The organism is Streptomyces sp. HD, assembly GCF_028369295.1.
Classification (GTDB): domain Bacteria; phylum Actinomycetota; class Actinomycetes; order Streptomycetales; family Streptomycetaceae; genus Streptomyces.
Map to the genome: position 1 here is coordinate 1 of NZ_JAQMYP010000069.1, position 26,006 is coordinate 26,006.

Consider the following 26,006-nt stretch of genomic DNA (forward strand, 5'->3'; position numbering starts at 1 on the left):
CTGCGGGCGGACACCCCCCGGCACGTCCCCTTCCCGCCGTACGCGACTGCAGGCCCGTGGGCGCCATCGGACGCTCCGCCGTACGCGACTGCAAGCCCGCGGGTGCCATCGGACACGCCTCCATGCTTGCCGTCACGCCTTGGCGTCCTCCCATGGGAAGTCCCTGAGCGCCCTCAGATTGCGCATCGCCAGTGCTGCCGGGCCCTCCGGGCTCTGTGCGGGGGCGTTTCCGGCGGCCCACGTTTCCACGGCCACGCGTATGGAGGCGGCGGCCACCGCGGCGGCGAAGTGGAGGCCCGGGGACGGTGTCGAGGCGGGGGCGGCAACGTTGTCGGGGTCGGCGACATCGTCGGTGGCGGCAACGTTGGCGGGGGCTGCAGCATTGGCGGGGGCTGCAACATTGGCGGGAGCTGCAGCATTGGCGGGAGCTGCAGCATTGGCGGGGGCTGCAGCGCTGTCGGAGGCTGCAGCGTTGTCGGCGCCGCCGTGGGTGCTGGCGGTGGCCCTTGCCCGCAGCACCTCTGCCAGCTGTCTCTCGGTCTCGTGGCACACCTCGGCCCACACCTTGCGCAGCGCGGGGCTCGACGTGGCCAGGCGGACCAGGGTGCGTGCCCATTCCCAGGACGCCGCCGAGACGCCTGCGCCCGGTGTCAGGGTGTGCCGGGCCGCGTGTTCGAGGGCCTCGGGGACGCTCAGGCCGGCGGGGGCCTCGTGGACGGCCCGGGTCCAGCGGTCGGCGCCGACCGAGTAGAGCGGGGCCACCGCCTCCTCCTTGGTGGCGAAGTAGCGGTAGAACGTGCGTGGCGCGATTCCGGCGGCCTGGGCGATGTCCTCGGCCCGGGTGGCCCGCAGCCCCTGCCTCACGAAGAGGCCGGCCGCGGCACGGGCGATCTCCATGCGGGTCGCCGCCTTGCGTCGCTCCGTCAGTGAGGGGGACGGGGATTGGGAGGGCCTGCTCACGCTCGGCAGGGTATGCCCATGTGGCACAATCTGCCATTCGGGTGGGCCACCCCGTGGTTCAGGTACGGGGTGGCCCACCCGCCTGTTTCGGCGGGGCTTTCGTGTGGCCTTCCGCCAAGCCTTCTACAGGGTTTTTCGTGGGTCTGCTGCCATGTCTTCTGCAGGGCCTTTCGCGGGGACTCCCCCAACTCTTCTGCAGGCCCTTGCGTGTGGCCATAAAGGAGCCGGGCCCCGGCGCCCAGGGGGGATAGGCGCCGAAGCCCGGCTCGGGGTAAGTCCCGGCGCCGGGGGGAGTGCGTCGGGACTTGGTCTGGTGGTCGTCGGTGTGCGGGTTCGCCGGGAGTTGATCCGCCGGGCCGGGTCAGGGCCGGAGGGGCGGGGACGGAGGTTCGTGGCCCCCGTGCAACCCCCGTGTCCCCCATGCCCTCAGGGCCCGAACTCCCCTGCTCTGAGGTCTTGTTCCCGGGCCCCGGTCAGTTGAAGCGGCGTTACATCGCCATGTTTGCGCGGTCTTCCGCCACCGGCGTACGCGGGCGGCACCGCGCGGCCGGTGGCCGGGAGGGTGGGGGCCTGCCCTATGCCGCGGCGTCGAAGCCGGTGCTGCGGGCCAGCTTCTTCAGTTCCAGCAGGGCGTGCTTCTCGATCTGGCGGATGCGTTCACGGGTCAGGCCGTGCTCCTTGCCGACCTCGGTGAGCGTGCGTTCGCGGCCGTCCACGATGCCGTACCGCATCTTGATGATGGACGCCGTGCGCTGGTCGAGGCGGCCGATCAGGTCGTCCAGTTCCTCGCTGCGGAGGAGGGTGAGGACCGATTGCTCCGGGGAGACCGCGGACGTGTCCTCCAGGAGGTCGCCGAACTGGGTCTCGCCCTCGTCGTCCACCGACATGTTGAGGGAGACCGGGTCGCGGGCCCAGTCCAGGACGTCCGTCACACGGTCCGGGTTCGAGCCGAGCTCGGCGGCGATCTCGGCGGGCTCGGGGTCGCGGCCGTGCTCGCGGTTGAACTCGCGCTGGACGCGGCGGATACGGCCCAGCTCCTCGACCAGGTGGACGGGGAGGCGGATGGTGCGGGACTGGTCGGCTATCGAGCGGGTGATGGCCTGACGGATCCACCACGTCGCGTACGTCGAGAACTTGAAGCCCTTGCGGTAGTCGAACTTCTCCACCGCGCGCACCAGACCGGCGTTGCCCTCCTGGACCAGGTCGAGCAGGGGCAGGCCGCTGCGCGGGTAGCGGCGGGCGACCGCGACGACCAGGCGGAGGTTGGAGCGGATGAAGATGTCCTTGGCGCGCTCTCCGTCGGCGACCAGGGCCTCCAGCTCGTCACGGGTGGCGTCCGCCTTGGACTCCTCGTAACCGTCGAGGACCTGCCTTGCGAACACACCCGCTTCGATGATCTGCGACAGCTCGACCTCCTTGGCGGCGTCGAGAAGCGGCGTACGCGCGATTTCGTCGAGGTACATGCCGACCAGGTCGCGGTCCGCGATCTCGCCGCCATGGGCGCGAACACTGCCTGCCGCGTCGGCCTCGCCGGTGGCGGACTGACGACGGGCGACGGCACGGGTTGCCATGCGTGCTCCCTTGCGTTGAGGGCTGGCGGGTGGTCCGTGAACGTCTGGGACTCTTGTCGAGTGCCCGGCGTTCGATGGAAACAACGACTGGAATCAGGACAGAATTCCCAACCCGCCCTCCTATTTTTCTGATCTTGCAGTACCCTGTCCGGCCACACAAGGAGGCCTGATGCCGTCGGAACGTACAGAGGTGCAGGTCAGGCCGGGAGCCGAAGGTGACCTCGAAGCCCTCACCGACATCTACAACTACTACGTACGTGAGACGCCCATCACATTCGATACCGCGGTCTTCACGCCGGAAGAGCGCCGCCCTTGGCTGCTCTCCCACCCTGAAGACGGCCCGCACCGGCTGATGGTTGCCGAGGAGACGGGTTCCCCAGGGAACTCTCAGCGGATCCTCGGGTACGCCACATCCAGCGTCTTTCGGCCCAAGGCCGCCTACGCGACCTCCGTCGAGGTGACGGTCTACCTCGCGCCGGACGCCGGGCGGCGCGGCGTCGGGACCCTTCTCTACAAGGCGCTGTTCGAGGCGCTCGCCGGGGAGGATCTACATCGGGCCTATGCGGGGATCGTCCCGCCCAACGAGGCCTCCGTCCGGCTGCACGAGCGCTTCGGATTCCGGTACGTCGGAACGTATCGCGAAGTGGGCCGCAAGTTCAGCCGGTACTGGGACGTCGCCTGGTACGAGAAGGAGCTGTGAGGCCGGCAGCCCCTCAGCCGAACTGCACCGAGCGCTTCGCCAGCCCCATCCAGAAGCCGTCGATCACCGAATTCTGGCCGTCCAGCTCCCCGGTCGCCTCGGCGGCGCCCATCGTCACGAACAGCGGGGCGAAATGCTCGGTGCGCGGGTGGGCGTAGCGGCCGGCCGGGGCCTTGTGGAGGAAGTCCAGCAGGGCGTCCCAGTCGCGGCCCTCCAGGGCCCGGCGGCCCCAGTCGTCGAACTCCACGGACCAGGCGGGGATGCCGCCCTGCCGCAGCGCGGCGAGGTTGTGGGTGAAGAAACCGGAGCCGACGATCAGTACGCCCTCGTCGCGCAGCGGTGCCAGCTTGCGGCCGATCTCCATCAGCCGGAGCGGGTCGAGGGTCGGCATGGAAATCTGCAGGACGGGAATGTCGGCCTCGGGGTACATCTCGACGAGCGGGACGTAGGCGCCGTGGTCGAGGCCGCGGTCCGGGATGTCCTGCACGGGGATGCCGGGGGCGCGCAGCAGCTTTCGTACGGACTCGGCGAGCCCGGGAGCACCGGGAGCCGGATAGGTCACTCGGTAGTAGTGCTCGGGGAAACCCCAGAAGTCGTAGACGAGAGGAACGGGCTCGGTGGCACCGATGGCGAGCGGGGCCTCCTCCCAGTGGGCGGAGACCATGAGGATCGCCTTGGGGCGCGGCAGGTCGGCGGACCAGGCGGCGAGCTCACCGGGCCAGATCGGGTCGTCCGCGAGCGGCGGGGCGCCATGGCTGAGATAGAGGGCAGGCATGCGCTCCTGCGTGGCGGCGGACATGATGGCGACTCCCTCCGGAGAGCTGAAGCCTTATTTGCTTCAAATCTAAAGCTTCCCTCTCCCAAGAAGGTACGCCCCGGTAGTTAAAATTTCAAGGAGAGCTCTCGTACAGTGGAGTACATGAATACGGCATCGACCTCCGTGCCGCCCGCGGCCGAACCCGAACCCGCGTCAGCGGCCGCCTCCGCGGCCGAACCGCGCTGGCTCACCGACGAGGAGCAGCACGTCTGGCGCTCGTACATGGAAGCGTCCACGCTGCTCTGGGACCATCTGGACCGCCAGCTCCAGCGCGACGCGGGCATGCCGCACGTCTACTACGGACTCCTGGTCAAGCTCGCCGACTCACCGCGCCGCCGGCTGCGGATGACCGAGCTGGCGATGCTCGCGAAGATCACCCGCTCCCGGCTCTCGCACGCCATCGCCCGGCTGGAGAAGAACGGCTGGGTGCGCCGCGAGGACTGCCCCGACGACAAGCGGGGCCAGTTCGCGGTGCTGACCGAGCAGGGCCTCCAGGTGCTGCGGCAGACCGCGCCGGGCCATGTGGAGGCCGTACGCCAGGCCATGTTCGACCGGCTCAGTGCCGAACAGCAGCAGGCCCTCGGCGAGATCATGCAGATCGTCGCCGAGGGCCTGCAGCCGAGCGAAGCGGGTGCGGACCTGCCCTGGCTCCGCTGAACCGCTCATTCAGCGGAGCCGGGGCAGGTCCTTCGAGGCCGTACGTACGGAGCGTCCCCATCCCCGTACGTACGCCTGGTCCCAAGTGGTTACAGCCGTACGGTCGTCGTCGGACTCAGTGCGCGACGACCGGTACCGCCAGCTCCTCCGACGCGTCCTCCTCGGAGGAGGCCACCGTCGTGCCGCCCGGGCGGCCGGCGTTGACGAAGGTGAGGGCGATGGCCGCGGCGGCCACGAGGATGCCGACGGCGAACCAGATGGCGCTGGTGTAGCCCTGCACCATGCCCTCCAGCTGGACCAGCTGCTGCTGGCTCCGGCTGGTCGCGCCGGCGATGTGGTCGGCGATGTAGGACGTGGTCGCCGAGGCGGCGATCGTGTTCAGCAGGGCCGTACCGATGGCGCCGCCCACCTGCTGCGAGGTGTTGACCATCGCGGAGGCGACACCGGCGTCCTGCGGCTTGACGCCCTGGGTGGCCAGGGACATGGCCGGCATGAACGCGGTACCCATACCGAGGCCGAGCAGCAGCATCGCCGGCAGCAGGAGCGCGGCGTACGAGGAGCCGATCTCCAGCTGGGTCAGCAGCAGCATGCCGAGCGCGGCGACCAGGAAGCCGGGGCCCATCAGCAGACGCGGCGCGACCCGGGTCATCAGCCGGGTGCCGATCTGGGTGGAGCCCGTGATCATGCCCGCGATCATCGGCAGGAAGGCGAAGCCGGTCTTCACCGGCGAGTAGCCCTTCACGATCTGCAGGTAGTAGGTCAGGAACAGGAACAGGCCGAACATCGCGATGATCGCGAGGCCGAGCGAGAGGTAGATACCGCCCCGGTTGCGCTCGGTGACCACGCGCAGCGGCAGCAGCGGGGCCTTGACCTTGGACTCGACGAGGACGAAGGCCAGCAGCAGCACGCCGGAGGCGACGAACATGCCGATCGTCATCGAGTCGCCCCAGCCCTCGGACTCGGCGCGGGTGAAGCCGTAGACCAGCGAGACCAGACCGAGGGTGGAGAGGATCACGCCGGGGATGTCGAGCGCGGAGCGGTTGCGGCCGCCCTCGGGCTCACGGATGACGTACCAGGCACCGGCCGCGGCGACGATGGCGAACGGGATGTTGACGAAGAACGTCCAGCGCCAGTCCAGGTACTCGGTGAGGAATCCGCCGAGGATCAGACCGACCGCACCGCCACCACCGGCGATGGCGCCGTAGATGCCGAAGGCCTTCGCGCGCTCCTTGGCGTCCGTGAACATCACGGCGAGCAGGGAGAGCGCGGCCGGGGCGAGCAGCGCGCCGAACGCACCCTGCAGGGCGCGGGCGCCGAACATCATGGCCTCGTTGGTGGCCGCGCCACCCAGCGCGGAGGCCGCGGCGAAGCCGCCGAGACCGATGACGAAGGCGCGCTTGCGGCCCCAGAGGTCGGCGATACGGCCGCCGAAGAGGAGGAGACCGCCGAAGGCGAGGGCGTAGGCCGTGACGACCCACTGCCGGTTGCCGTCGGAGATGCCCAGGTCCTGCTGGGCGGAGGGCAGGGCGATGTTCACGATGGTCGCGTCGAGCACGACCATCAGCTGGGCTATCGCGATGAACGCGAGGGCTTTCCAGCGGTTGGGATCGACGGCGGCGCCGAGGCCGCTGCCGGGAGCCTTCGCGGCTGTTTCAGACATGGATCTACCCACTTCGGGACTTCGTGACGGAAAAGAACGAAAGGAAAGGGGACGGCTCGTCCACTGCGACGGCCGGTGAGCTGGTGACTGCTGGGGTGCCCCGAACTAATCGGTTCGGGCTACGCATCGGTCAGGCCTGGCGCAGGTCCCCCATCGTGATCGCCGTGCCCGGCAGGACCGAGCGGGCCGGGGCCCGCAGTCCGTCCAGGAACAGCTGGAGATGACGGTGGACATAGCGGTCGGCTATGGCACACCCGGTCCCGGCCGGAGGCCGGCTGAGCTGGGAGACGCCGATCATGAGGTCACCGACGTCCACGTCGGAGCGGAGCTGGCCGGCCGCCTTGGCGCGGTCCATGATCGCCCCGATGAGCTGCTCGGCCCGCTCGCGCGAGGCCTCCAGGTCCGGATGGTGCTGGTCGAAGGTGCTCTGGACCATCGGGCACAGTGCGCTGATCCGCTCGTCGGCGGCGGTGTGCACGAAGCGCTCCAGTGCCCCGAAGGCGTCCCCGGTCTCCGCGAGCGCGAGCTCGGCCGCCTCCGTCGTCCGGTCCATGACGGAGCAGACGACCTCGCGGACGAGCGCGTCGCGGTCGGGGAAGTTGCGGTACACCGTGGCGTTGCCGACGCCGGCCCGGCGGGCGATCTCGTCGAGCGGCACATCGGGGCCGAACTCGACGAACATCTCCCGGGCGGCGGTGACGATCCGCTCCCGGTTGCGCAGGGCGTCGGCGCGCGGCCGGGTCGCCTTGCGCGGTACGGGGGTCACGGTCTGCACGGCGTACTCCTGATGCTGCTGGGTGGCGATCCGGGGAGGCTGTCCCCGTTTCGCTCGGACACATGGCTAAACGGGGAAGGGGTCCCCGGTTATTTCCCGTCGCCGAAAAGATTTCATGTGACCTGAATCACAAGTTCGCCGTGACAAGAACCCACGTTCGGTCTCCTCCAGCGCGCGCCCGCGAATCACTCGACACAGGGTGATCGGGAGGGCGCAGCACGCGGTCGGGCGGCTGCCATGGACGGAAGGGCCCATGCATGCAGCCGACCCGCCGGATACGCCCCCGCCGTGTGCTGGTCCTCGCCTCCGTGACCGTCCTGACCATGGCGGTCAGCACCTCGGCAGGCACCGGGCGCCACACGGCGGGCACCCTGACGGCGACCGGAGCGGGCCCGACAGCGCCGGCCCGCTCCTCCCTCCTCGGCCCCTGCATGATCAGCGGCCGGCCCACGGTGCAGATGTCGGAGGGCGTTCCGACGACACGCGGCTACTCCCGCTCCACCGGCGCGGTCAACGCCCTCACCGTGATGGTCGACTTCCCCGACGCGCCCGGCAAGGGCAGCGCGCTCGACCGCTTCGCGGAGTTCTTCCCGCAGACCCAGGACTGGTTCCGCACCAGCTCCTACGGCCGCCTCGACTACCGCCCCAAGACCCCGATCCCGGGCTGGCTGCGGATGCCGAAGTCGTTCCACGCCTACGGCATAGAGCGCGGCGCGCCCTTCGACCCCGGGTACCGGCAGCTGGTCCAGGACATCGTGGCCGCCGCCGATCCCAAGGTGGACTTCCAGTCGTACGACTTCCTGAACGTGCTGGTGACGCCGAACGCCGGGCCGTCGGCCCTGGACACCGTGCTGTCGGTGTCGTTCGCGGGCAACACCGAGGCCCCGGTGGCCGACGGCGTCTCCGTCGCGAACGCCTCCTTCGTCTACTCCCGCCAGGACGACGGCTCCGGCTCCTACCACCGCACCGGCTACCGGGTCCTCCCCCACGAGAACGGCCATGTCTTCGGCCTGCCCGACCTGTACACCGCCGAGGGCGGGAGCGCGGTCGGGCACTGGGACATCATGAGCGAGGACTGGGGGGCCAACAACGACCTGCTCGGCTGGCACAAGTGGAAGCTGGGCTGGCTGGACGAGGCCCAGGTACGGTGCGCGTCCGAGCCCGGGAGCCACGAGTACGCCCTGACGCCGCTGGCCCGCGAGGGCGGCCCGAAGCTGGTGTTCGTACCGCTGGACCGCCGCTCCGGGTACGCCGTCGAACTGCGCACCCGTGAGGGCAACGACGAGTCCGTGTGCCGCCCCGGCGTGCTGGTCTACAAGGTCGACGCGGACGTGGACACCGGGATGGGACCGATGAAGGTCCACGACGCCAAGCAGGACAGCGGCGGCTGCACCCGCAGCCCGAACGTCCACGCCGAACTGTCCGACGCGGCGTTCATGCCGGGTGAGGAGTTCCGGGACGAGAAGCGGGGGGTGCGGGTCGCGGTGCTGGAGGCGGACATGACGGGGAGTTATCGGGTGCGGGTGACCCGGGAGTAGGGGCGGGGAGGGGCGCGGGGCGGACGTCGGGATCAGGGATGGCGAGGGCCGGGCAGGCGTCGGGATCAGGGGTGGTGAGGTCTGGGGGCAGGCGGAGGATCGCTGTGCGGGCGCGTGGCGCGGATTACGGTTAGGGCCGGACAGGCCCTCGGCCTGCTGCGAACGCCGTACCGGAGAGCCGATGCCCGCGAAGACGACCCTGGACGCCCCTGCCGTACCGGCGGAGGCGGTGACGCCGTTGATCCGTGGTGTCGTGGTGCTGTGGCGGCTCACGGAGGCCGGCGGGACGCTGAGCGCGAGCGCGCTGGAGCGGGCCACCGGGCTGGCCCGCTCCACGGTGGACCGGATCGCGTCCACGCTGGCGCGCATGGGGTACGTCCGCCTCGACGGCCGTGACGTCGTGCTGGCACCCCGTGTGATGGAACTCGGCAACGCCTGTCTGGCCGCCCTGGGCCTGCCCTCCCTCCTCGCCGCCCACGCCGACGCGCTCGCCGACGAGCTGGACGAGTCGGTGTCGCTGGCGGTCGGCGACCGCGACGGCATCCGCTTCATCCACCAGGCCACCCGCCGCCGCGCGATGTCCCTCAGCTTCCGCATCGGCGACCTGCTTCCGGCCGAACGCACCGCGCCGGGCCCGCTGTTCGCGACGGAGTGGACGGACGCCCAGTGGCAGACCTGGCGCGAACGCCGGGCGGCGGACCCGGAGGACCGGGACTTCCCGGCCGTACCGCCGCGACAGCACACGTCGTCCGACGAGGACTTCGTACGCCGGGCGGCGCGGGCGCGGGCAGACGGCTGGGCGCTCGACGACCAGTTGATCGAGCCGGGGCTGGTCGCGTTGTCCGTACCGGTACGGGATCCACGGGCGGGCGGCCGTATCGCCTGCGTCGCGAACGTGGTCAGCCACACCAGCCGCCACACGGCCGCGCATCTGCGCGACACGCTCCTCCCCCGGCTGCGGACGGCCGTGGCGGACATGGAACGCGAGCTGCGCGAGGCCCCGCAGCCGCGCCCCGGCCGGGCCCCGGCGGGCCTCGCGACCTGGACGGGCGCCTCCAAGCAGGAACTGGGCAGGGAGTTCGTCGAGTCGCTGGCGCGCGGGCTCACCGTACTGACCGCGTTCGGCGAGGGACGGGCCGAACTGACACTGACGGACGTCGCCCAGGCGACGGGACTCTCGCGCGCCACGGCACGCCGGGCGCTCATCACGTACGAGTATCTGGGCCTGGTACGCCCGTCGGGGAACCGGGGTTTCGCGCTGACCCCGCGCGTCCTGTCGCTGGGCTTCCCGCCCCTGTCCCGCACCTCCCTGGACCGCATCGCGACCCCGCACCTCGCCGAACTGGCCGACCGGGTCCACGAGTCGGCGTCGCTGGCGGTGCTGACGCCGGCGGGCGACGAGATCCAGTACACCGCCCGGGCCGCCACCAGCCGTGTGATGAGCGTCAACATCACCATCGGCACGCGGCTGCCGGCGTACGCCACCTCGCTGGGCCGGGTGCTGCTGGCCGACCTCCCCGCCGGGGAACGGCAGTTGGGCCCGCACGGAGAGCTGCGCCCGCTGACCCCTCGTACGATCACGGATCCCTCGGCCCTGACTGCCGTGCTGGAGGAGGTCCGGGAGCGTGGATACGCGCTGGTCGACGAGGAGTTGGAGGCGGGGCTGCGGTCGGTGGCGGTACCGGTGCGGGACCGTACGGGACGGGTGGTCGCCGCGGTGAACGTGGCGATGCACGCGGCACGGCGGTCGGTGCAGGAATGTGTACGGGACGTGCTGCCGGAGCTGGTGGAGACGGCCGGGCGGGTGGAGGAGGACCTGGCGGTGGCGGGGCGGTTCGCCCGGGTGGGGGTCTCCTGAGGGGCTCGGGGGAAACCGGTCACGGCGCCCGCTGGACGGGGGCGGGCTGGACAGGGCTGGTGCGGAATCTGGCCCGGTACTCGCTCGGTGTCGTGGCGAGGCGGCGGTGGAAGGCTCGGATGAGGGTGTCGACGGTGCCGAAACCGCAGACGGAGGCGATCCGTTCCAGCGTGTCGTCGGTGGTCGCCAGCAGGTTGCCGGCCCGTTCGACCCGGGCCGACTCGACGTAGGCGTGCGGCGTCGTGCCGAGTTCGGTCTTGAAGATGCGGGTGAGCTGACGGTCGCTGACGTGCGCGTACGCGGCCAGCTCCGGGACGGTCAGGCGGCTGCCGAGGTTGTTCAGGATGTGGTGCCGCAGGTCCTCGATACGCCGGGTCGTGGACACCGTCTCCAGGGGCACGCTGAACTGGGACTGCCCGCCGGGCCGCTTCAGGTACATCACGAGCTGACGGGCGACGCGCAGCGCGACCTGCTCGCCGAAGTCCTCCGCGACCAGGGCGAGGGACAGGTCCAGGCAGGCGCTGATCCCCGCGCCGGTCCAGATCTCGCCCTCCTCGCGGATGAAGATCGGGTCCGGGTCGACCCGCACCGCCGGGTGGTCGGCGGCGAGTTGCCGCGCGGTCGACCAGTGCGTGGTGGCGCGCTTGCCGTCGAGGAGGCCGGCGGCGGCGAGGATGTGCGCGCCGACGCACACCGAGGTCACGCGTCGGGTGCGAGTGGCCAGCGCCTTCACCCAGGCCACGGTGCCGGGCTCGACGATCGGGCGGATACGGCCCTCACCGTCGGCCCCGCTCCCACTCTCGCCCTCGCCCGCGCCCCCACCCTCGACCTCGACCGAGCCGGGCACCAGCAGCGTGTCGATGGGCCGTTCGCCGACCTCGCGGAACGTGGCGTCGGGCAGAATCCGCACCCCGGCCGCCGTGGTCACCGGCTCCAGGGTCTCGGCGGCGAGCACGACCTCGTAGCCGACCCGCCCCGTCGTCTCGCGCGGGACGAGGGAGAACACCTCCGGCGGGCCGGTGACGTCGAGCAGGTCGACGCCCTCGAACAGCACGATCACGATCAGCCGGTTGACGACGCCCATCCGGTACCCCCCTGTTTCCCTCACGGACACGGGTGTCGGTTTCTGCAAATAGCACGTCATTGCCGACCCCCCGGTTCGCGCCATAGCGTCGCACACGAGTTCAACAGACTGTTGAGCAACTCGCTCAAGCACCTCACGTACCTCAAGTCCCCCGACCCTTGGAGAAGCCCCGTGGCAAGCAAGACGTTGCGCGAACTCGGCGGTGCCGACACCACCCCCGCGGCCCTCGCGTCCTCGACGCTCGTCCTCGTCGACTACCAGAACACCTACACCCGCGGTGCGATGGAACTCGACGGCTGGCAGCCCGCCCTGGAGGCGGCGTCGGATCTGCTGAGCCGGGCCCGCGAGGCCGGCGCCAAGGTCATCCACGTCCAGCACGACGGCGGCGAGGGCTCGCCCTACGACATCCGCGCCGAGATCGGCCGGATCCACCCCGACGTGGCACCGGCCGACGGCGAGCCCGTGGTCGTCAAGCAGGCGCCGGACGCCTTCCACGGGACCGACCTCGGCAGGCTCGTCGACGAGGCCGGGAACGAGAGCGTGATCGTCGCCGGGTTCATGACCCACATGTGCATCGCGTACACGACGGCGTCCGCGGCCCTGCGTGGCAACCGGCCCACAGTCCCGGCGGACGCCTGCGCCACCCGGTCGATCGTGGACGTCTCCGCCGACGAACTGCACCGCAGCGCCCTGGCGGCCATCGCCGACGCGTACGGCGTCGTGGTCGCCTCCGTGAAGGAGCTGGCCTGAGATGTCGGGGCAGGAGCAGCACGGCGGCTCCCGGCGCGGGTTCCTGAAGACCGGCCGTGCGGCCGTCGTCGGCGGTGCGGCCGTACTCGGCGGCGCCGCGGTGTTCGGCGCGACCCGCCTGGGCAGCTCCCCGGCACAGGCGGCGGACGAGACCGACGAGACGTACACCGACACGTCGGCCACGACGACGCTGCGCAAGCTCAACGGCCTGCCCGACCAGCCCGCTTCACTCGCCTCCGCCACCCTGATCATGGTCGACTACCAGAACACCTACACCCAGGGCGTGATGGAACTGACCGGCTGGCGGCAGGCCCTGGACGCCGCGGCGGAGCTGCTCGGCGCGGCCCGTGAGGCGGGCGGGAAGGTCATCCACGTCGTCAACGACGGTGGGAAGGGCACCCCGTACGACATCCGCCGCCCGATCGGCCGCATCCACGACCGGGTCGGGCCCGTGAACGGCGAGCGGACCGTGGTGAAGAAGGCCCCCAACGCCTTCGTGAACACCGAGCTCGGCAGGCTGGTCGACCAGGCGGGCAACGAGAACCTGGTCATCGCCGGGTTCATGACCCACATGTGCGTGACGTTCACCGCCGAGGGCGCGTTCCTGCGCGGGAACCGGCCCACCGTGGTCGCGGACGCCTGCGCCACCCGGCCGCTGCCGTCGGTCGCCGGCGGCCTGTCCGCCACGCAGATCCACGAGAGCGCGCTGGCGACGATCGCCGACCTGTACGGCGTCGTGGTCCGCTCGCACAGTGCGCTGAGGTAACGCCCAACAGCGCCGCCGACGACATAGCCGCGGGCGAACGTGCCCTCCGGAGCACCGCGCCGCCGACGCTCAAACAGCGCTTCCCGGGGATCGCCATCGACGCCAGGGTCAGCCGCCAACTGGCCGCCTCCCCCACCGAGGTGCAATCGCTCGCCCAGGAGAAGCGCCTGAATCCGGTCCTGCTCGTCGGCCTCGGCACGAACGGCGTCGGCGGCAGGGCGGAACTCGAACAGGTCATCGGGGAAGCCGGCGCCCGTCGCACCGTCGTCCTGGTCACCGTGCACGGCACCGTCGGCTGGAAGGACAGGATCAACACCGCCATCCGTCAGGCGGCCGAAGCACCCCCGAACGTCGTGCTGGCGGACTGGGACCGCGCCGTCCAGGGCAAGGACGACCTGCTGGCGAGCGACGGCATCCATCCCGGCCCCGCGGGCGCGCGGCTGTATGCGAAGACGGTGGCTCAAGCACTGGAACGAAAGTGAAAGGTCACTGTTTGTTCAATCGGATTTAACCAACCTTCGAGAAATCCTCCGCGCGAGTCGGAATTTGCCGTATCACTTTCTTGAATGGCGCAACCGAGCACATAGATCGCCCATCTACGGAAGCGAATCGACAAACGACACCATGTGTTCTTAATTCGCTGGAGGCCTGCCGAAAATGGATGGCTCGGCTCTGCTCACGGCCGTTTCCACGCGCCGGGACAGGGTGAAATCGACGGCCCCGGCGGAGCAGAGAACCCGTGCCGCCCTGCTCGCGGCTCTCCTCACCGTCACCGCCTTCTGCACCGCCGACACCGTCGCCCGCAGTTATCCCTTCGGCCCGCACACCCGGAACTTCAACGACCTGGGCAACCAGTACGTGCCGTTCCACGCCCACCTGTGGGACCTGCTGCACGGAAGGGCCGACGGCGGTCTCCTGGTCAACTGGCAGTCCGGGTTCGGCGCGAGCTTCCTGCCCGACCTCGGTACGTACCTCAGCAGCCCGTTCGCCCTGCTCGTGGCAGTGTTCCCGCGGGACGAGATCGACCTCGCGGTGTATGTGATCACCCTGCTGAAGACGGCGTCCGCGGGCGCCGCCATGGCCTGGCTGCTGCTCGTCCTGCGCCCCGGCCACTGGTGGGCGGCGGGGCTGCTGGGCTCGTCGTACGCCCTGTGCGGCTGGACGGTGGCGGACGCCGCGTACAACCCGATGTGGCTGGACGGCCTGGTCGCTCTGCCGCTGCTGTGCCTGGTCGGCGAATGGACGCTGAGCGGGCGGCGGCGCGTGCTCGGCGTGCTGGTCGTCGCGCTCGCCTGGATCGCCAACTTCTACACCGCGTACATGGCCACCCTCGCCGCCGGTCTGGTGCTGCTGCTCCGGCTGTGGCTCTCCGGGCTGCCGCGCCGGCAGCGGCTCGCGGCGGCGGGCCGGGCCGGCCTGACCGTCGCCCTCGGCATGGGCCTGGCCGCCCCGCTGGTGGCGGTGGTGTACTTCGGCACCACGCACGCCTTCCCCGGCCGGGTCAGGCAGTTCGTGCCGGCGGCGCCGGAGGACCTGCTGGCCCGCCTGCTGCCCACGACGTACAGCTTCGGCTCCCCGGCCGTCTACGTGGGCACGACGGCACTACTGCTCGCCCTCGCCCTGCCCTTCCACCGCTCGGCGCCCCGGCGGGTGCGCACGGGATGGACGCTGCTGGCCGCCGGGGTCGCGCTGTCGATGCAATGGGGTCCGACGCACCTGCTGTGGCACGCCTTCGCCACGCCGCAGGGCAGTCCCTACCGCCAGGCCTTCGTGCTGTGCGCGCTGCTCGTGATCGCCGCGTGGCATGCCCTGTCGTACGGGCCGCCCGACCGGCGCGCGCTGGGTGCAGCGGGCGCGCTGCTCGCGCTGATCGTCGCCGTCGCCGGCCGGAGCGAGATGGTGCGCTTCTTCACCTGGCCGGTGCTGCTGCCGGCGGCGGTGGGCGCGCTGGGCGGGCTGGTCCTGCTGCACCGCGTGGGCGGCGGGCGGCGCTCGATGCCGGCCGTGTTCGCCGTCGTACTGCTCTTCGGCGCACAGTTCGGCGAGACGACCGCCACCGCCGCCGTGGCCAACCGGATGCGGCTGTCGCACATGGACGACTACGCGCCCTGGGGAGCGCGGCAGCAGCGGCAGGCCGAGGCGATCGCGCGGGCCGACGGCTGGCCCCGCTACCGCACCGACCCAGGCCGCGAACAGACCGTCGGCAACGACCCGTTGGAGGTGGGCGGGCAGGGCGCCCAGTACTACAGCAGCGTCACCTCCGACGTGCTCAGCCGCATGCTCACCGCCCTCGGGGACGGCTGGACCTCCCGCGGCCGAAACCTGCAGAGCCTGGACAACGCCGTCACGGACGTGCTCTTCTCCGTCGGCGCGCGGGTGCACTCGCCGCCGGACCCGCACCAGAACTGGTACCCGCAGGACGGCAGCCGGGTGACCGTGTCCCGGCAGGACGTACCGTCTCTGGTCACCGTGCGCCCGGCCGCCGCCAACGCACGGACAAACGTTTCTGCATTCGGGTCGTCGCCCTACCGAAACCAGGAACTGCTGCTGGGCACCCGGGTCTACACCGTGCCGCGCCTCACGGTGCGCACCAGCGCCGGGAAGCCGCCGGGCCCCGGCGACGACGAGCGGCCGGGCCTGCGCATCGGCGCCCCTGGCCCCGGGTCCGCCGGACGGCAGCCGACCATCACGGCCCGGTGCCCGGCCGGCAGCGAGGTGTACCTGTGGGCGCCGTACTTCTCGGGCACCGCGCGGCTCGCCGGCGCCTCGGCCCACGGCCTGACCGGACGGTTCCGGTCCGACCACCCGGTCACCAAGATCGCCGCCATGCAGCGGCTCGGCACCGTCGCGGCCTCCGGACACCTGCGCATCGACCTGGCACCCAACAGGACGAGCCTCATACCGGACGGCGCGGTCGGCTGCCTCGACACCGCCCGACTGCACTCCGCCGTCGCACGGCTCAAGGCCACCGACGCCACCGAGGTGACCGTCTCCGACGGCAGCCTGCGGGCCGAACTCCCCGCCGGCAGCGTGGGCACCGCCGTCGTCGCGGCGCCCCGGATCGCCGGCTGGCGCTGCGCCACGGGCGACGACCCCGCCGTACCCGCCCGGGACTACTACGGGCTGATCGCCGTACCCCTCGACGGCTCCTCGACCACCCTCACCTGCACCTTCCACCCACCCGGCCTGCGGCTGGGCAGCGTGGTCGGGGGCGTCTCGCTCCCGGCCCTGATCCTGTACGGCGTCCTCACCGCCGTCCGCCGACGGCGCGCCATCGCACCGCCGAACCACCCACGACCCCGCGAGCGCACGGCCGGCGCTCCTTGACCGCGCGCCAGGGAGAAACCATGCTCATCTCGATCGTCGCCCCCTGCTACAACGAGGAAGACGTCATAGGCAGCTTCCACGACCAGGTCCAGAAGGTCGCGGAGGAACTCCTGCCGCTCGGCCACGACATGGAGTTCGTGTACGTCGACGACGGCAGCCGCGACCGCACACTCGACGTCCTCCAGCGCCTGTCCGGCCTCGACCCGCGCGTGCGCTACATCTCCTTCAGCCGCAACTTCGGCAAGGAGGCGGCGCTGATCGCAGGCCTGCGCCACGCCAGGGGAGACGCCGTGATCGTCATGGACGCGGACCTCCAGCACCCGCCCGAGCTGATCAGGCGCATGGTGGACCTGCACGAACAGGGCTACGACCAGGTCATCGCCCGGCGCACCCGCACCGGCGACCGGCTCACGCGCACCCTCACCGCCCGCCTGTACTACCGGATCGTCAACCGCCTCGTGGACGTCGAACTCGTCGACGGCGTCGGCGACTTCCGGCTGCTGTCCCGGCGCGTGACCGACGCGGTCCTGGAACTGACCGAGTACAACCGCTTCTCCAAGGGCCTGTTCGCCTGGGTGGGCTTCCCGAGCACCACCCTCGACTACGAGAACGCCGCCCGCGAGGCCGGCCACAGCTCCTGGAGCCTGCGCAGCCTGCTCAACTACGGCATCGACGGACTGCTCTCCTTCAACAACCGCCCGCTGCGTGCCGCGCTCCACCTCGGCATGGCCCTGCTGGTGTGCGCGATGTCGTACACGGCGTGGATCGTGGGCGCGGCGCTCATCAACGGCGTACAGACACCCGGCTACGTCACGATCATCACCGCCGTCACCGGCCTGGCCGGAGTGCAGATGATCATGCTCGGGGTGATCGGCGAGTACACCGGCCGTATCTACTACGAGGTCAAGCGGCGCCCGCACTTCCTGGTGAAGGCGACCAACGTGGACCGGGCGAAGGACCTAGTTCCCTGATGCGCGGGCAGATCCTCCCCTTCGCCCTGATCGGCGTCGTCAACACAGCCACGTACTACGGTCTCTACCTATTGTTCCTTCTGTGTCTGCCCTATCTCATCGCCCATGTTCTCGCGTTCTTCCTCAGCATGACCGGTTCCTTTTTCCTCAATGCGCGCTTCACGTACCGGACGCGGCCGACCTGGCGTAAATTCCTGCTGTTTCCGCTGTCGAACGCCACCAATTTCCTGATCACCACAGCAGGCGTGTACGTGATCGTCGACGTCCTGCACGCCGGGAACAGGTTCGCTCCGCTGCTGGCCTCCGCCGCGGCGATTCCGGCGACCTTCCTCGTTTCCCGGGCGATCATGCTGCCGAGGGAGGCCTGACCGGGGGAGGCCTGATTCGGGGGGCCTGATTCGGGGGGCCTGATTCGGGGGGGGGGAATCGCGGGTGCGGAGAATTCTTCCGTCAGCCTCGCTTCAGCCTCTCGGCGAACGCCCGCGCGGCCGCGAGGTCCCTGCCGTCCGGTCGTCCCCTGCGGATCCCTCCGATGAGCCTGAACGGCGCCCATGTGTCATGGCCCCGGCAGGAGAAGGTGTCCGCGACGTCGTAGCCCTTGCCTTCCAGCAGCCTGGTCATGGGGCCGAAGGGGGCGTGGATGCCGCAGGTGGCGAAGACGAAGGCTCGCCCCCGCTGTGGGGGGAGCGCGGAGACGAAATCACGCAGGCGGGGGTGAAGCCGCCGGGAGAAGATTCCCGAGCCGAAGCCGACCAGGTCGTAGTCGGTGAGATCGTGGCCCGTGAGGTCGGCCTCCTCCGGCGCCACCACGGAGGCCCCGAGTACCTCCCCGATCACCTCGGCGACCTTGCGTGTGTTGCCATGGGACACCGACGTACAGACGATCAGGCTCTTCACAGTGCGGTCCTTCCGGTACGGTCACGCGTTCACCGGAAGGACCGGACAGGCACCGGAGAATGTGACACCGCCACCCCCGGGATCCTCAGAAGGAGCTGGTCCGGTAACGGCCGCGGAACTCGGCCAGCAGTTCATCGGTCGCTTCGGCACCGGCGCTCACGGCGGCGTGGACGTCGCGGAAGTAGTTCTCGTAACCGGCAGGGGTGTAGAAACACAGGGCGCGTGCGACGGCCGGGCCCGCATTACGGAAGCCGTGCGGGGTACCGCGCGTCGCGGCGAGCAGATCCCCGGGGCCGGCCGTCACCTCGCCGTCCCCGGTGTGGAGCGTCAACTCGCCCTCAAGGACGTAGAAGTACTCGTCGTGCCCCTCGTGCACGTGCGGCCTGGCGCCAATGGAGTTCGGGGCGAGGCTGAACTCCTCGAAGGCGAAGTGCCCGCCCGTGTGCTCGCCGGTGAGCCGGAAGAAGTGCGCGACGCCGGCGACGTCTATGAGTTCACCCTCCCGGCGGCGACGCAGTAACGGACGGGCCGGAATGCCGGACTGATCATCTGTCATGGAAGCATTGTGACCGTCGCCGCCAGGAAAGCCGCCGTAATCCGGATGACGCGCAGACCACCCGCCACCGGCACGACAGCCGGCATACGGATGATCAAATGTCACCGAACAGCCACAGTTGACGCCATACGCACCACATTCATCGTCAGGACGCACCGCATTCACTCGACGCGACCACGGTGCTCCTGACCTGTGACGACCAGCCTGACGGAAGGAGCGGGGATGCGGATTGGGCGATCGCTGCCGTGCGCCATGCTGGCCGCCGCCCTGACCGGATGCGGCGGGCCGGACGGCGGAGTCCGGGTCGAGGGTCCTGCGGCCAGCACGATCCCCTGGTCGGGGCCGGCGTACATGACGGACTGGTACGGCAGGGCCTGGCAGCGCCAGCGCCGGGCCCGCCCCCCGAGGAAGTCGCCCAGACCGGGCGGGTGGACCTGGACGGACTGAAGTGGCATGGCTGGGGCTCGGCCCGGCCGTGGGCCACGGGCACGGCATCGGACACGACCTCTCTGTCCGGCTGCCCTGACGGCGTCGACAAGCCGCCGAGCTACCGGGTCAAGGTCGTCCTGAGTCGTCTGGTCAGGCGCGGGGACGTGGCCTACTACAGCCAGATGTCACTCACGCCCGTGCAATCCCCCCCCCCCGCCGTTCTGGGCGGAGGGATACGAGAGCACGGAGCCGGACGTACCGGATGCCTGAGAACGACACCGCAGAGAACCGTCGGAGAGGGAGCACAGCGCACGACGTTCTGCTGGTCGAGGACGACGAACTGATCCGCGAGGCCACGCAGCTCACCCTCGAACAGCGCGGCTACCGGGTGCGCACCGCGGCCGACGGGGTGACCGGCCTCGCCCTGTTCCGGGAACGCCATCCGGACGTGGCCGTGCCGGACATCATGCTGCCCGGTCTGAACGGGGTGAGCCTGGCCGGCCGTATCCGCGAGGAGTCGGGGGTGCCGGTGCTGCTGATCTCGGCCCGCAACGACCCGGTGGACGTGGTGATGGGCCTGGAGGCCGGCGCCGACGACTACGTCACCAAGCCCTTCGACGGCCCGGTCCTGGTGGCCCGCATCCGCTCCCTGCTGCGCCGCGCGGCGCCCCCCGAGCGGCCGGCGCGGAGCTCCCGCCTGCGCTTCGGGGACCTGGTCTTCCACCCGGACTCCCTGTTCGTGGAACGGGACGGAAAGCCGCTCGCGCTCACCACGACCGAGCTGAGACTGCTGAGCGAGTTCGCCGCCGCGCCGGGGATGGTGCTGTCCCGGGACTGCTGGAGCGGGTCTGGGACTACGCGTGGTCCGGTGACACCCGGGTGGTGGACGGCCACGTGCAGCGGCTGCGTTCCAAGATCGGCCGGGACCGGGTCGAGACGGTCCGCGGCTTCGGCTACAAGCTGCGCCCATGAGGCCGCCCGCCTTGAACGTGGGAACGAAGGTCGCCCTGGCCGTCGCGGCCGCGGCCGTGTGCGTGGCGGGTTCGACCGGCGTGCTGGTGCACCGGATCACCGCCGCCGACCAGCTGGCCACCGCCCGCTCCGGCCTGGACCAGCGGCTGCTCAACGCGGCGGACGACCACGCCGCAGGACGAAAGTCGCAGGCCAGGATCGACCCGCCCGACCTGCCCGCCCAGTGGCACGCGCCGTGCGCAACGACGTCCGGGTGACCTATCTGCAGGACACCGGCGAGCGCCCGGTGCTGTGGGCGGCGACCCGGGTCTCGGACCGCAGGGTGCTCGCGCTCTCCCGCCCCTACACCCCCGAGGAACAGTCCCTGGCCTCACTCGACCGGACACTGCTCGCCACGAGCGCGGCCGCCACGGTGGTGGTGTCCCTGACGGGACTGCTGCTGGGGCTGCGAATGGGCCGCCGGGCGGTGGCCGGCCTCGAAGGAGTCGAACTACAGGTCATCGCGGACGCGGTGGTACGGACCGACCCCCGCCGCGTCGAACGCATCCTGACCAACCTGGCCACCAACGCCCTGCGGCACGGCGCCCCGCCGGTGGAGATGCAGGTCGACGGCCCGGTCGTCCGGATCCGCGACCACGGCCCCGGCTACCCGGCCGATCTCCTCGCCGTACTGCACACCTCCGGCCCCAACGATTCCGCACGGGCTCCCTGACCGGCGGCACCGGCCTGGGCCTGACCATCGCAACCGGCCAGGCCCGCCTACTGGGCGCCCGCCTGACTTTCCACAACCATGCGCAGGGCGGAGCAGAAACGGAGCTACGCCTGGCGCTCGGGCCGGGGCCGTCGCCGGGGCTGGGGCTGGGGCCCGGGCCGTTGCCGGGGCTGGGGCTGGGGCCCGGGCCGTCGCCGGGGCTGGGGCCCGGGCCGTCGCCGGAGCCGGAGCCGGAGTCGGAGTCGGAGTCGGAGTCGGAGCCGGAGCCGGAGCCGGAGCCGGAGTCGGAGCCGGAGCCGGAGCCGGAGCCGGAGCCGGAGCCGGAGCCGGAGCCGGAGCCGGAGTCGGAGTCGGAGTCGGAGTCGGAGTCGCCGACAGGGTAGACCGGCGGTCACCGCCCGCAGAGCGCCTTCTCACCGAGACCGGCTTCCAGCGGCGCGCCCGGGGCCAACGCCCACCCTGCCCCACCCGCCCCAAGGCCACCGAACCGATCTGACCTGCCACCCAACAGCCAACATGACCAACCCACCAGCCGCCGCACCACCAGCCGCTACACTGTGGGCGGTGGCACAGCTGCACGTCAGCCATGTCACCACAACCCTGCCGGCAGCACGTCTGACACCCGCCCCTCACCCGGGCGCCGGTTTCAGCCACGTCTTCCGACAGATCCCAGCCTTCGTAGCTCAGGGGATAGAGCACCGCTCTCCTAAAGCGGGTGTCGCAGGTTCGAATCCTGCCGGGGGCACAACGCGTTACCGCTCTGACCTGGGGTTTCTTCCCCAGGGAGGCGATTATTCGGCCTCGGACTCCTCGTCCGGGGCCGTTTGCGTGAGCGGTGCGTGAGCGGACGGAGAGTTGATCTCCAGAATTCCTCCCACCGGATCAGCATCATCCGGCACAGACTCCGAGCCGGGATGCTCCGCGTCGTCGGGCTCGGCCTCCGCCTCGGGGGCGGTGTTTTCGGAGGTGGCACGGGCGCGCGGGACGAGCCGGGCTGCAGCCTCGGCGATCGCAAGGTCCGCCTCGGGGAGCAGGCTCGTGTACGTGTCTGCCGTGATGGTGATCGAGGAGTGGCCGAGCATCTCCTGGATGTCCTTCAGGTCGGCCCCGGCCGCGTGGGCGAGGGTCGCGGCACCGTGGCGGAGGTCATGGAGTCGGACCGGCGGGAGGTCTATCTCCTCGTACAGCTCGATGAACCGGCGCGTGACGTTGGCAGGGTGGAGCAACTCGCCGTTCTCCTTGGTGAAGACGCGTCCGGTCTCCACCCAGGCGTTCTCCCACTCCTTACGGTCCTTGTCCTGCTGGGCGCGATGCCGCTTGAGGGCCCGGACCGTATCGGAGTCGAGCGCGATGGTGCGCGCGCCGGCGTCGGTCTTGGGGTCGTCCTCGTACACCTCCCAGCCGTCCACGACGAGTTGCTTGGCGACGGTGATGAGACCGGCGTCCAGGTTGGTGTCGGTCCACTTCTGGCCGCACGCCTCGCCCCGCCGCAGCCCGCGGAACGCGATCAGATGGAACAGGGCATACAGGCGGTCCTCCGCAACGTGGTCGAGGAAGAGGCCGGTGTGCTCCGGCGTCCAGACCATCACTGACGAGGGCTTCTCGCCGGTGCGCTTCCAGTGGAGGATGCGCTCCTCGGTCCACACCAGCGCCTTGGGCCGCTTGCCCGCCTCCAACTCGACGTGGGCCGCCGGGTTGAAGGTGATGAGTTGCTGGGCGATCGCCGCGTTCAACGCGGCCCGCAGCGTGGAGCGGACGCGCTGGCGGGTAGCCGGGCCCACGATGCGGCGGTAGGGCTCCATCTCCTCGATGGCGGCCTTCATCACCTTGCGGCGGGCGCGATGCTCCCGCCCCTTCCAGGGGATCTGGGCCAGGTCCTCGAACGCCTTGCGTCGCGCGGCGTTGCCTTCGGCGATCTCGACGTTGGCCTCGGCGATGGCCTCGAACATCTCCGACAGGTGGGTGACCCGGAGGCGGTCGAGGCGCAGGTGCCCGATCCGCGGTTTGAGGTGCACCCGAATGTTGCTCTCGTCGCGGCTGATGGCGCTCTGCCGTCCCTTCTTGCCCGCGAGCCATATGTCCAGCCACTCGCCAACCGTGAGTCGACTCGTCAAATCCAGGCCGTGGCTGAGGCGCCTACGCGTCGCCTCGATGTCTGGGAGCGGGGCCTTCTCGTCGGCCACCTTCTCCAGCAACTCGGCTATCTGCGCCAGGCCCTCGGCATCGTCGGCGTCAGCGAGGCCGACGAGCGCGCGCACATGATCGAGGTCCGCCTGGGCGGCCTTGAGGGACTCGTAGCCGGCGCGGCTGAAGGAGCGGCGGGTGCCATCCTCGCGAGGCGGGAGCTCCTGACGTATGGAGTAGGAGCCGTGCTTGCGGCCGACGAGCTTCGGGCACTTCTTGCCGAGCGGCTTGCCGGTGTGAGGGTCGCGGCAGTAGCAACGGCGGTGGGTGGAACCCTTCAAAGATCGTTCTCCTCGGTGGTACTGGGGTCGGTCTCGGGTGGGTCGACGTCGGCGAGTTCCGGTGGCAGGTGCGGTGGGGTGCCGCCGTCTTCGCGGATGAAGGCGCGGGCGCTGCGGAGCCGGTACTTGGCTTCCAACGCCCTTTCTGCGTAGTCGGCTTGGGCGAGTACGGCTTCCTCGCGTTCTGCCCGGTTGGGTGCCGTCTCGGCCTTCCAGCGCTCGTGCTTCTCGCCCTTCAGGGCGGCCAGGGCGGCGCGCTGGTGGCGGACGTGGGCACGGAAGGAACGGAGCATGTCGTCTTCCAAGCCGAAGTCCTCGCTGTCACCGGTGAACCAGCGCATGGCATCCCAGGTCGGTTCGGAGTGCTGAAGGGGAAGGCGCTGGACTCGGTCGACGTAGCCGACGGGGTAGAGCAGGCAGATCGGGTATGTCCGCAGGGCTTCGGCGAGGACGATGACGTCGACCAGGGGCAGGTTGGCTCGGCGGCCGGATTCCATGTTGGCGATCACGTTGCGCGGGATCGGGTGCCCGATCTCCTCACAGCGGTCCGCCAGGTCCTGGGCGCTCATCCCTAGCTCCTTCCTTCGTCTGCGGACTTCGGCGGCCACGGTGGCCATCACCTGGTCCACCCACTCCGGGACGTCGTCCTCGTCCCCTCCAGCATCCCAACCGTTTTGTGTCATGAGGACACATTAACTTCCCTAGCGTTGATTCCATGGCTTGGAGACGAGCGCGATTGCCGTGTTCGCCGAGGGCTCAGTCATGGATGGAGCGCGTATGCGCGAGAACGAACTCGCCGGCCGAGTGAAGGGCATGAGTCGAGAGGAGCTGCTGGAGCTTCCCGCCGCCGTTGACCTGGAGACGGGTAATCGGGCGCTGGGGCTCGGGCGGAGCAAGGGGTACGAGCTGGCGAAGCGCGGCCAGTACCCGTGCAAGGTGCTGCGGCTGGGCAACGCCTACCGGGTGGTGACCGCCGACCTGCTGGCTCTGCTGGGCCTGGCCGCGTGAGAGCGGGGAGTTATAGCAGCCCGTTCTGCGCTGAGCTGACACAGAAACGCTGGACTGTTGCCGGGTGTGGACGTACGGTCCGTGTTCCCTCGCGATGGCCTGGCGCCCGCGAGAAAGGGGTGGGCCCCCGGCGGTGCAACGCCGGAGGCCCGAGCAACCCCGAACGGCCCTGGAAGAACCAACCCGGCGGCAAGGGCGTGCGAGCCCGCCACCGCCAGACGAGGAGCTGCCGAGTGCAACCCGAGAACCCCGAGTCCTATTCCGCCCCAGCGCAGGCTGTCTGGCCTGCAGCGGCCATACCCGGCCGACCCGGCGCCCACTTGCGCGCCGCGCAGGCTGACGGCGCCGACGAGGCGGAGACGCCGAGCGGCCTGGAGGCGATACCCGATGCGGAACCGACCCACGGCTCCAAGCTGCTGGATGAACTGCGGTCGCAGATCGCCCAGTTCGTGATCCCCCCCTCGCCGGAGGCCCTGGACGCGATCACACTGTGGGTGGCGGCGACGCACCTACAGCCCGCGTGGCAGCACGCACCGCGCCTGGCGGTGGTGGGGCCGGCGAAGCGGTGCGGCAAGTCGCGTCTCCTCGACGTGCTGACCGAGACGGTCCACGAACCGATGCTCACCATCAACACCACACCGGCGGCCATCTTCCGGTCGATCACCGAGGAGAACCCGCCCACGCTCCTGGTGGACGAGGCGGACACCATCTTCGGCACACCGAAGATGGCGGAGAAGAACGAGGAGATGCGCGGTCTGCTCAACGCAGGCCACCAGCGCAACCGGTACGTCACCCGGGTCGTCGGCAACGACCACACACCGCACCGCTTCGCTACGTTCGCCATGGCGGCCATCGCGGGGATCGGCGACCTGCCCGACACGGTCATGGACCGGGCAGTGGTGATCCGTATGCGGCGCCGGGCCGAGGGCGAGAAGGTCAAGCCGTTCCGGTCGCGGCGTGACATCCCGGCCCTGAATGAGCTGCGCGACCGTCTGCACGCGTGGGCCAGGCCGCTGCTGGACGAGGCCGCGGACCTGGAGCCGGACATGCCGGTCGAGGACCGCGCCGCGGACACCTGGGAACCTCTGGTCATCGTCGCCGACCTGGCCGGTGGCTGCTGGCCCCGGCTGGCGCGGGTCGCGTGTGCGCGGATGGTCGCCGCCGAAGAGGCGGCCGAGGAGGACCACCCCAGCGGTGCGCGGATCCTCGCCGACATCCGCCGGGTCTTCGTCGCCCAGCGCGAGGTGGACAGCCTGTCCACCGAGGAACTCCTCCACCACCTGCGCCAGGACCCCGAGGCGCCGTGGGCGGAATGGGGACGCGGCGGGCTGGACGCCCGCGAACTGGGCAGGATGCTGCGCGCGTACGAGATCAAGTCCGGCAACGTGCGCATGGCCGACCGGACCCAGCGCAAGGGCTACATGCGCAACAAGTTCCTCGACGCCTGGCGCCGGTACTGCCCCGCCGTCCACCCCGTCGACGCCGACATCACTCGCGGCGAGGACTGAGGCCCTCTCCCGGTTGCCGTACCTG

25 protein-coding genes, 1 tRNA gene and 1 pseudogene are annotated in these 26,006 nt (G+C 70.5%); 17 read left to right on the forward strand and 10 right to left on the reverse strand.

Annotated elements, in window-relative coordinates; translation table 11 throughout:
- Positions 1 to 132 precede the first annotated feature (132 nt).
- Both POF73_RS40875 and POF73_RS40880 read right to left on the reverse strand, forming a co-directional pair.
- Positions 133 to 897 (reverse strand): TetR/AcrR family transcriptional regulator, encoded by a 765-nt coding sequence (locus POF73_RS40875; RefSeq protein WP_272124511.1) that lies wholly within the window; start codon positions 895 to 897, stop codon positions 133 to 135.
- A 638-nt stretch (positions 898 to 1,535) separates the two neighbouring features.
- Complete coding sequence (locus tag POF73_RS40880) at positions 1,536 to 2,531, reverse strand: sigma-70 family RNA polymerase sigma factor (RefSeq protein WP_272124478.1); 996 nt, start codon at positions 2,529 to 2,531, stop codon at positions 1,536 to 1,538.
- A 169-nt stretch (positions 2,532 to 2,700) separates the two neighbouring features.
- On the opposite strand from POF73_RS40880, the gene POF73_RS40885 reads away from it, so the two are divergent.
- Positions 2,701 to 3,231 (forward strand): GNAT family N-acetyltransferase, encoded by a 531-nt coding sequence (locus tag POF73_RS40885; RefSeq protein WP_272124479.1) that lies wholly within the window; start codon positions 2,701 to 2,703, stop codon positions 3,229 to 3,231.
- Positions 3,232 to 3,244: 13 nt separating this feature from the next.
- On the opposite strand, the gene POF73_RS40890 is transcribed toward POF73_RS40885, so the two are convergent.
- Positions 3,245 to 4,030: a dioxygenase family protein gene (locus POF73_RS40890; protein WP_272124481.1), complete on the reverse strand. Its 786-nt coding sequence runs from the start codon at positions 4,028 to 4,030 to the stop codon at positions 3,245 to 3,247.
- 120 nt (positions 4,031 to 4,150) lie between these two features.
- Between POF73_RS40890 and POF73_RS40895 the strand changes: the two genes are divergently transcribed.
- Positions 4,151 to 4,705 carry a MarR family winged helix-turn-helix transcriptional regulator gene (locus POF73_RS40895; RefSeq protein WP_272124482.1) on the forward strand — a complete coding sequence of 185 codons (555 nt, stop codon included), beginning with the start codon at positions 4,151 to 4,153 and terminating at the stop codon, positions 4,703 to 4,705.
- Positions 4,706 to 4,820: 115 nt separating this feature from the next.
- On the opposite strand, the gene POF73_RS40900 is transcribed toward POF73_RS40895, so the two are convergent.
- Entirely contained in the window at positions 4,821 to 6,365 is a 1,545-nt protein-coding gene (locus tag POF73_RS40900) for an MFS transporter (protein WP_272124483.1), read from the reverse strand.
- 130 nt (positions 6,366 to 6,495) lie between these two features.
- On the reverse strand, positions 6,496 to 7,140 hold the full coding sequence (locus tag POF73_RS40905) for a TetR/AcrR family transcriptional regulator (protein ID WP_272124484.1): 645 nt from the start codon (positions 7,138 to 7,140) through the stop codon (positions 6,496 to 6,498).
- A 257-nt stretch (positions 7,141 to 7,397) separates the two neighbouring features.
- Here POF73_RS40905 and POF73_RS40910 point away from each other — a divergent pair, with 257 nt between their 5' ends.
- Complete coding sequence (locus POF73_RS40910; RefSeq protein WP_272124485.1) at positions 7,398 to 8,678, forward strand: M6 family metalloprotease domain-containing protein; 1,281 nt, start codon at positions 7,398 to 7,400, stop codon at positions 8,676 to 8,678.
- A 181-nt stretch (positions 8,679 to 8,859) separates the two neighbouring features.
- Positions 8,860 to 10,536, forward strand: coding sequence for an IclR family transcriptional regulator domain-containing protein (locus POF73_RS40915; protein ID WP_272124486.1), 1,677 nt, complete (start codon positions 8,860 to 8,862; stop codon positions 10,534 to 10,536).
- Between the two features lie 19 nt (positions 10,537 to 10,555).
- Here the strand turns inward: POF73_RS40915 and POF73_RS40920 are convergent, their stop codons facing one another.
- Positions 10,556 to 11,620 carry a GlxA family transcriptional regulator gene (locus POF73_RS40920; RefSeq protein WP_272124487.1) on the reverse strand — a complete coding sequence of 355 codons (1,065 nt, stop codon included), beginning with the start codon at positions 11,618 to 11,620 and terminating at the stop codon, positions 10,556 to 10,558.
- 171 nt (positions 11,621 to 11,791) lie between these two features.
- Here POF73_RS40920 and POF73_RS40925 point away from each other — a divergent pair, with 171 nt between their 5' ends.
- From POF73_RS40925 to POF73_RS40950, 6 genes are all read left to right on the forward strand, one after another.
- The gene (locus tag POF73_RS40925; protein WP_272124488.1) at positions 11,792 to 12,370 is read left to right on the forward strand and encodes a cysteine hydrolase family protein; all 579 of its coding nucleotides are present in this window, start codon (positions 11,792 to 11,794) and stop codon (positions 12,368 to 12,370) included.
- A gap of 1 nt (position 12,371) precedes the next feature.
- Positions 12,372 to 13,136 carry a cysteine hydrolase family protein gene (locus POF73_RS40930; protein ID WP_443049733.1) on the forward strand — a complete coding sequence of 255 codons (765 nt, stop codon included), beginning with the start codon at positions 12,372 to 12,374 and terminating at the stop codon, positions 13,134 to 13,136.
- Between the two features lie 140 nt (positions 13,137 to 13,276).
- The gene (locus POF73_RS40935; protein WP_272124489.1) at positions 13,277 to 13,618 is read left to right on the forward strand and encodes a hypothetical protein; all 342 of its coding nucleotides are present in this window, start codon (positions 13,277 to 13,279) and stop codon (positions 13,616 to 13,618) included.
- A gap of 175 nt (positions 13,619 to 13,793) precedes the next feature.
- Complete coding sequence (locus POF73_RS40940; protein WP_272124490.1) at positions 13,794 to 16,463, forward strand: YfhO family protein; 2,670 nt, start codon at positions 13,794 to 13,796, stop codon at positions 16,461 to 16,463.
- Positions 16,464 to 16,483: 20 nt separating this feature from the next.
- Positions 16,484 to 17,434: a glycosyltransferase family 2 protein gene (locus tag POF73_RS40945; RefSeq protein ID WP_272124491.1), complete on the forward strand. Its 951-nt coding sequence runs from the start codon at positions 16,484 to 16,486 to the stop codon at positions 17,432 to 17,434.
- Entirely contained in the window at positions 17,434 to 17,802 is a 369-nt protein-coding gene (locus tag POF73_RS40950; protein ID WP_272124492.1) for a GtrA family protein, read from the forward strand. Before POF73_RS40945 ends, POF73_RS40950 begins: the two co-directional genes overlap by 1 nt.
- 82 nt (positions 17,803 to 17,884) lie before the next feature.
- Here POF73_RS40950 and POF73_RS40955 read toward each other — a convergent pair whose 3' ends face one another.
- Together POF73_RS40955 and POF73_RS40960 are read right to left on the reverse strand one after the other, a co-directional pair.
- Positions 17,885 to 18,331, reverse strand: a complete 447-nt coding sequence (locus tag POF73_RS40955) for a flavodoxin family protein (RefSeq protein WP_272124493.1) — start codon at positions 18,329 to 18,331, stop codon at positions 17,885 to 17,887.
- Positions 18,332 to 18,416: 85 nt separating this feature from the next.
- Positions 18,417 to 18,887, reverse strand: coding sequence for a cupin domain-containing protein (locus POF73_RS40960; protein WP_272124494.1), 471 nt, complete (start codon positions 18,885 to 18,887; stop codon positions 18,417 to 18,419).
- A gap of 222 nt (positions 18,888 to 19,109) precedes the next feature.
- On the opposite strand from POF73_RS40960, the gene POF73_RS40965 reads away from it, so the two are divergent.
- The 5 genes and pseudogenes from POF73_RS40965 (at position 19,110) to POF73_RS40985 (ending at position 21,745) form a co-directional block, all read left to right on the forward strand.
- Positions 19,110 to 19,334, forward strand: a complete 225-nt coding sequence (locus POF73_RS40965; RefSeq protein ID WP_272124495.1) for a hypothetical protein — start codon at positions 19,110 to 19,112, stop codon at positions 19,332 to 19,334.
- A gap of 244 nt (positions 19,335 to 19,578) precedes the next feature.
- A pseudogene (locus POF73_RS40970) lies at positions 19,579 to 20,288 on the forward strand (response regulator).
- A gap of 11 nt (positions 20,289 to 20,299) precedes the next feature.
- Entirely contained in the window at positions 20,300 to 20,545 is a 246-nt protein-coding gene (locus POF73_RS40975) for a hypothetical protein (RefSeq protein ID WP_272124496.1), read from the forward strand.
- Between the two features lie 194 nt (positions 20,546 to 20,739).
- Complete coding sequence (locus POF73_RS46095) at positions 20,740 to 21,000, forward strand: ATP-binding protein (RefSeq protein ID WP_334313666.1); 261 nt, start codon at positions 20,740 to 20,742, stop codon at positions 20,998 to 21,000.
- Positions 21,001 to 21,672: 672 nt separating this feature from the next.
- Positions 21,673 to 21,745, forward strand: a tRNA-Arg gene (locus tag POF73_RS40985).
- Positions 21,746 to 21,791: 46 nt separating this feature from the next.
- Here the strand turns inward: POF73_RS40985 and POF73_RS40990 are convergent.
- Positions 21,792 to 23,465 carry a site-specific integrase gene (locus POF73_RS40990; RefSeq protein WP_272124498.1) on the reverse strand — a complete coding sequence of 558 codons (1,674 nt, stop codon included), beginning with the start codon at positions 23,463 to 23,465 and terminating at the stop codon, positions 21,792 to 21,794.
- Positions 23,462 to 24,148, reverse strand: coding sequence for a helix-turn-helix domain-containing protein (locus POF73_RS40995; protein WP_272124499.1), 687 nt, complete (start codon positions 24,146 to 24,148; stop codon positions 23,462 to 23,464). The genes POF73_RS40990 and POF73_RS40995 overlap by 4 nt, the downstream gene beginning before the upstream one ends.
- Before the next feature lie 94 nt (positions 24,149 to 24,242).
- Here POF73_RS40995 and POF73_RS41000 point away from each other — a divergent pair, with 94 nt between their 5' ends.
- The gene (locus POF73_RS41000; protein ID WP_003999991.1) at positions 24,243 to 24,473 is read left to right on the forward strand and encodes a hypothetical protein; all 231 of its coding nucleotides are present in this window, start codon (positions 24,243 to 24,245) and stop codon (positions 24,471 to 24,473) included.
- Between the two features lie 233 nt (positions 24,474 to 24,706).
- Positions 24,707 to 25,981, forward strand: coding sequence for a DUF3631 domain-containing protein (locus POF73_RS41005; protein ID WP_272124500.1), 1,275 nt, complete (start codon positions 24,707 to 24,709; stop codon positions 25,979 to 25,981).
- Positions 25,982 to 26,006: the final 25 nt, after the last annotated feature.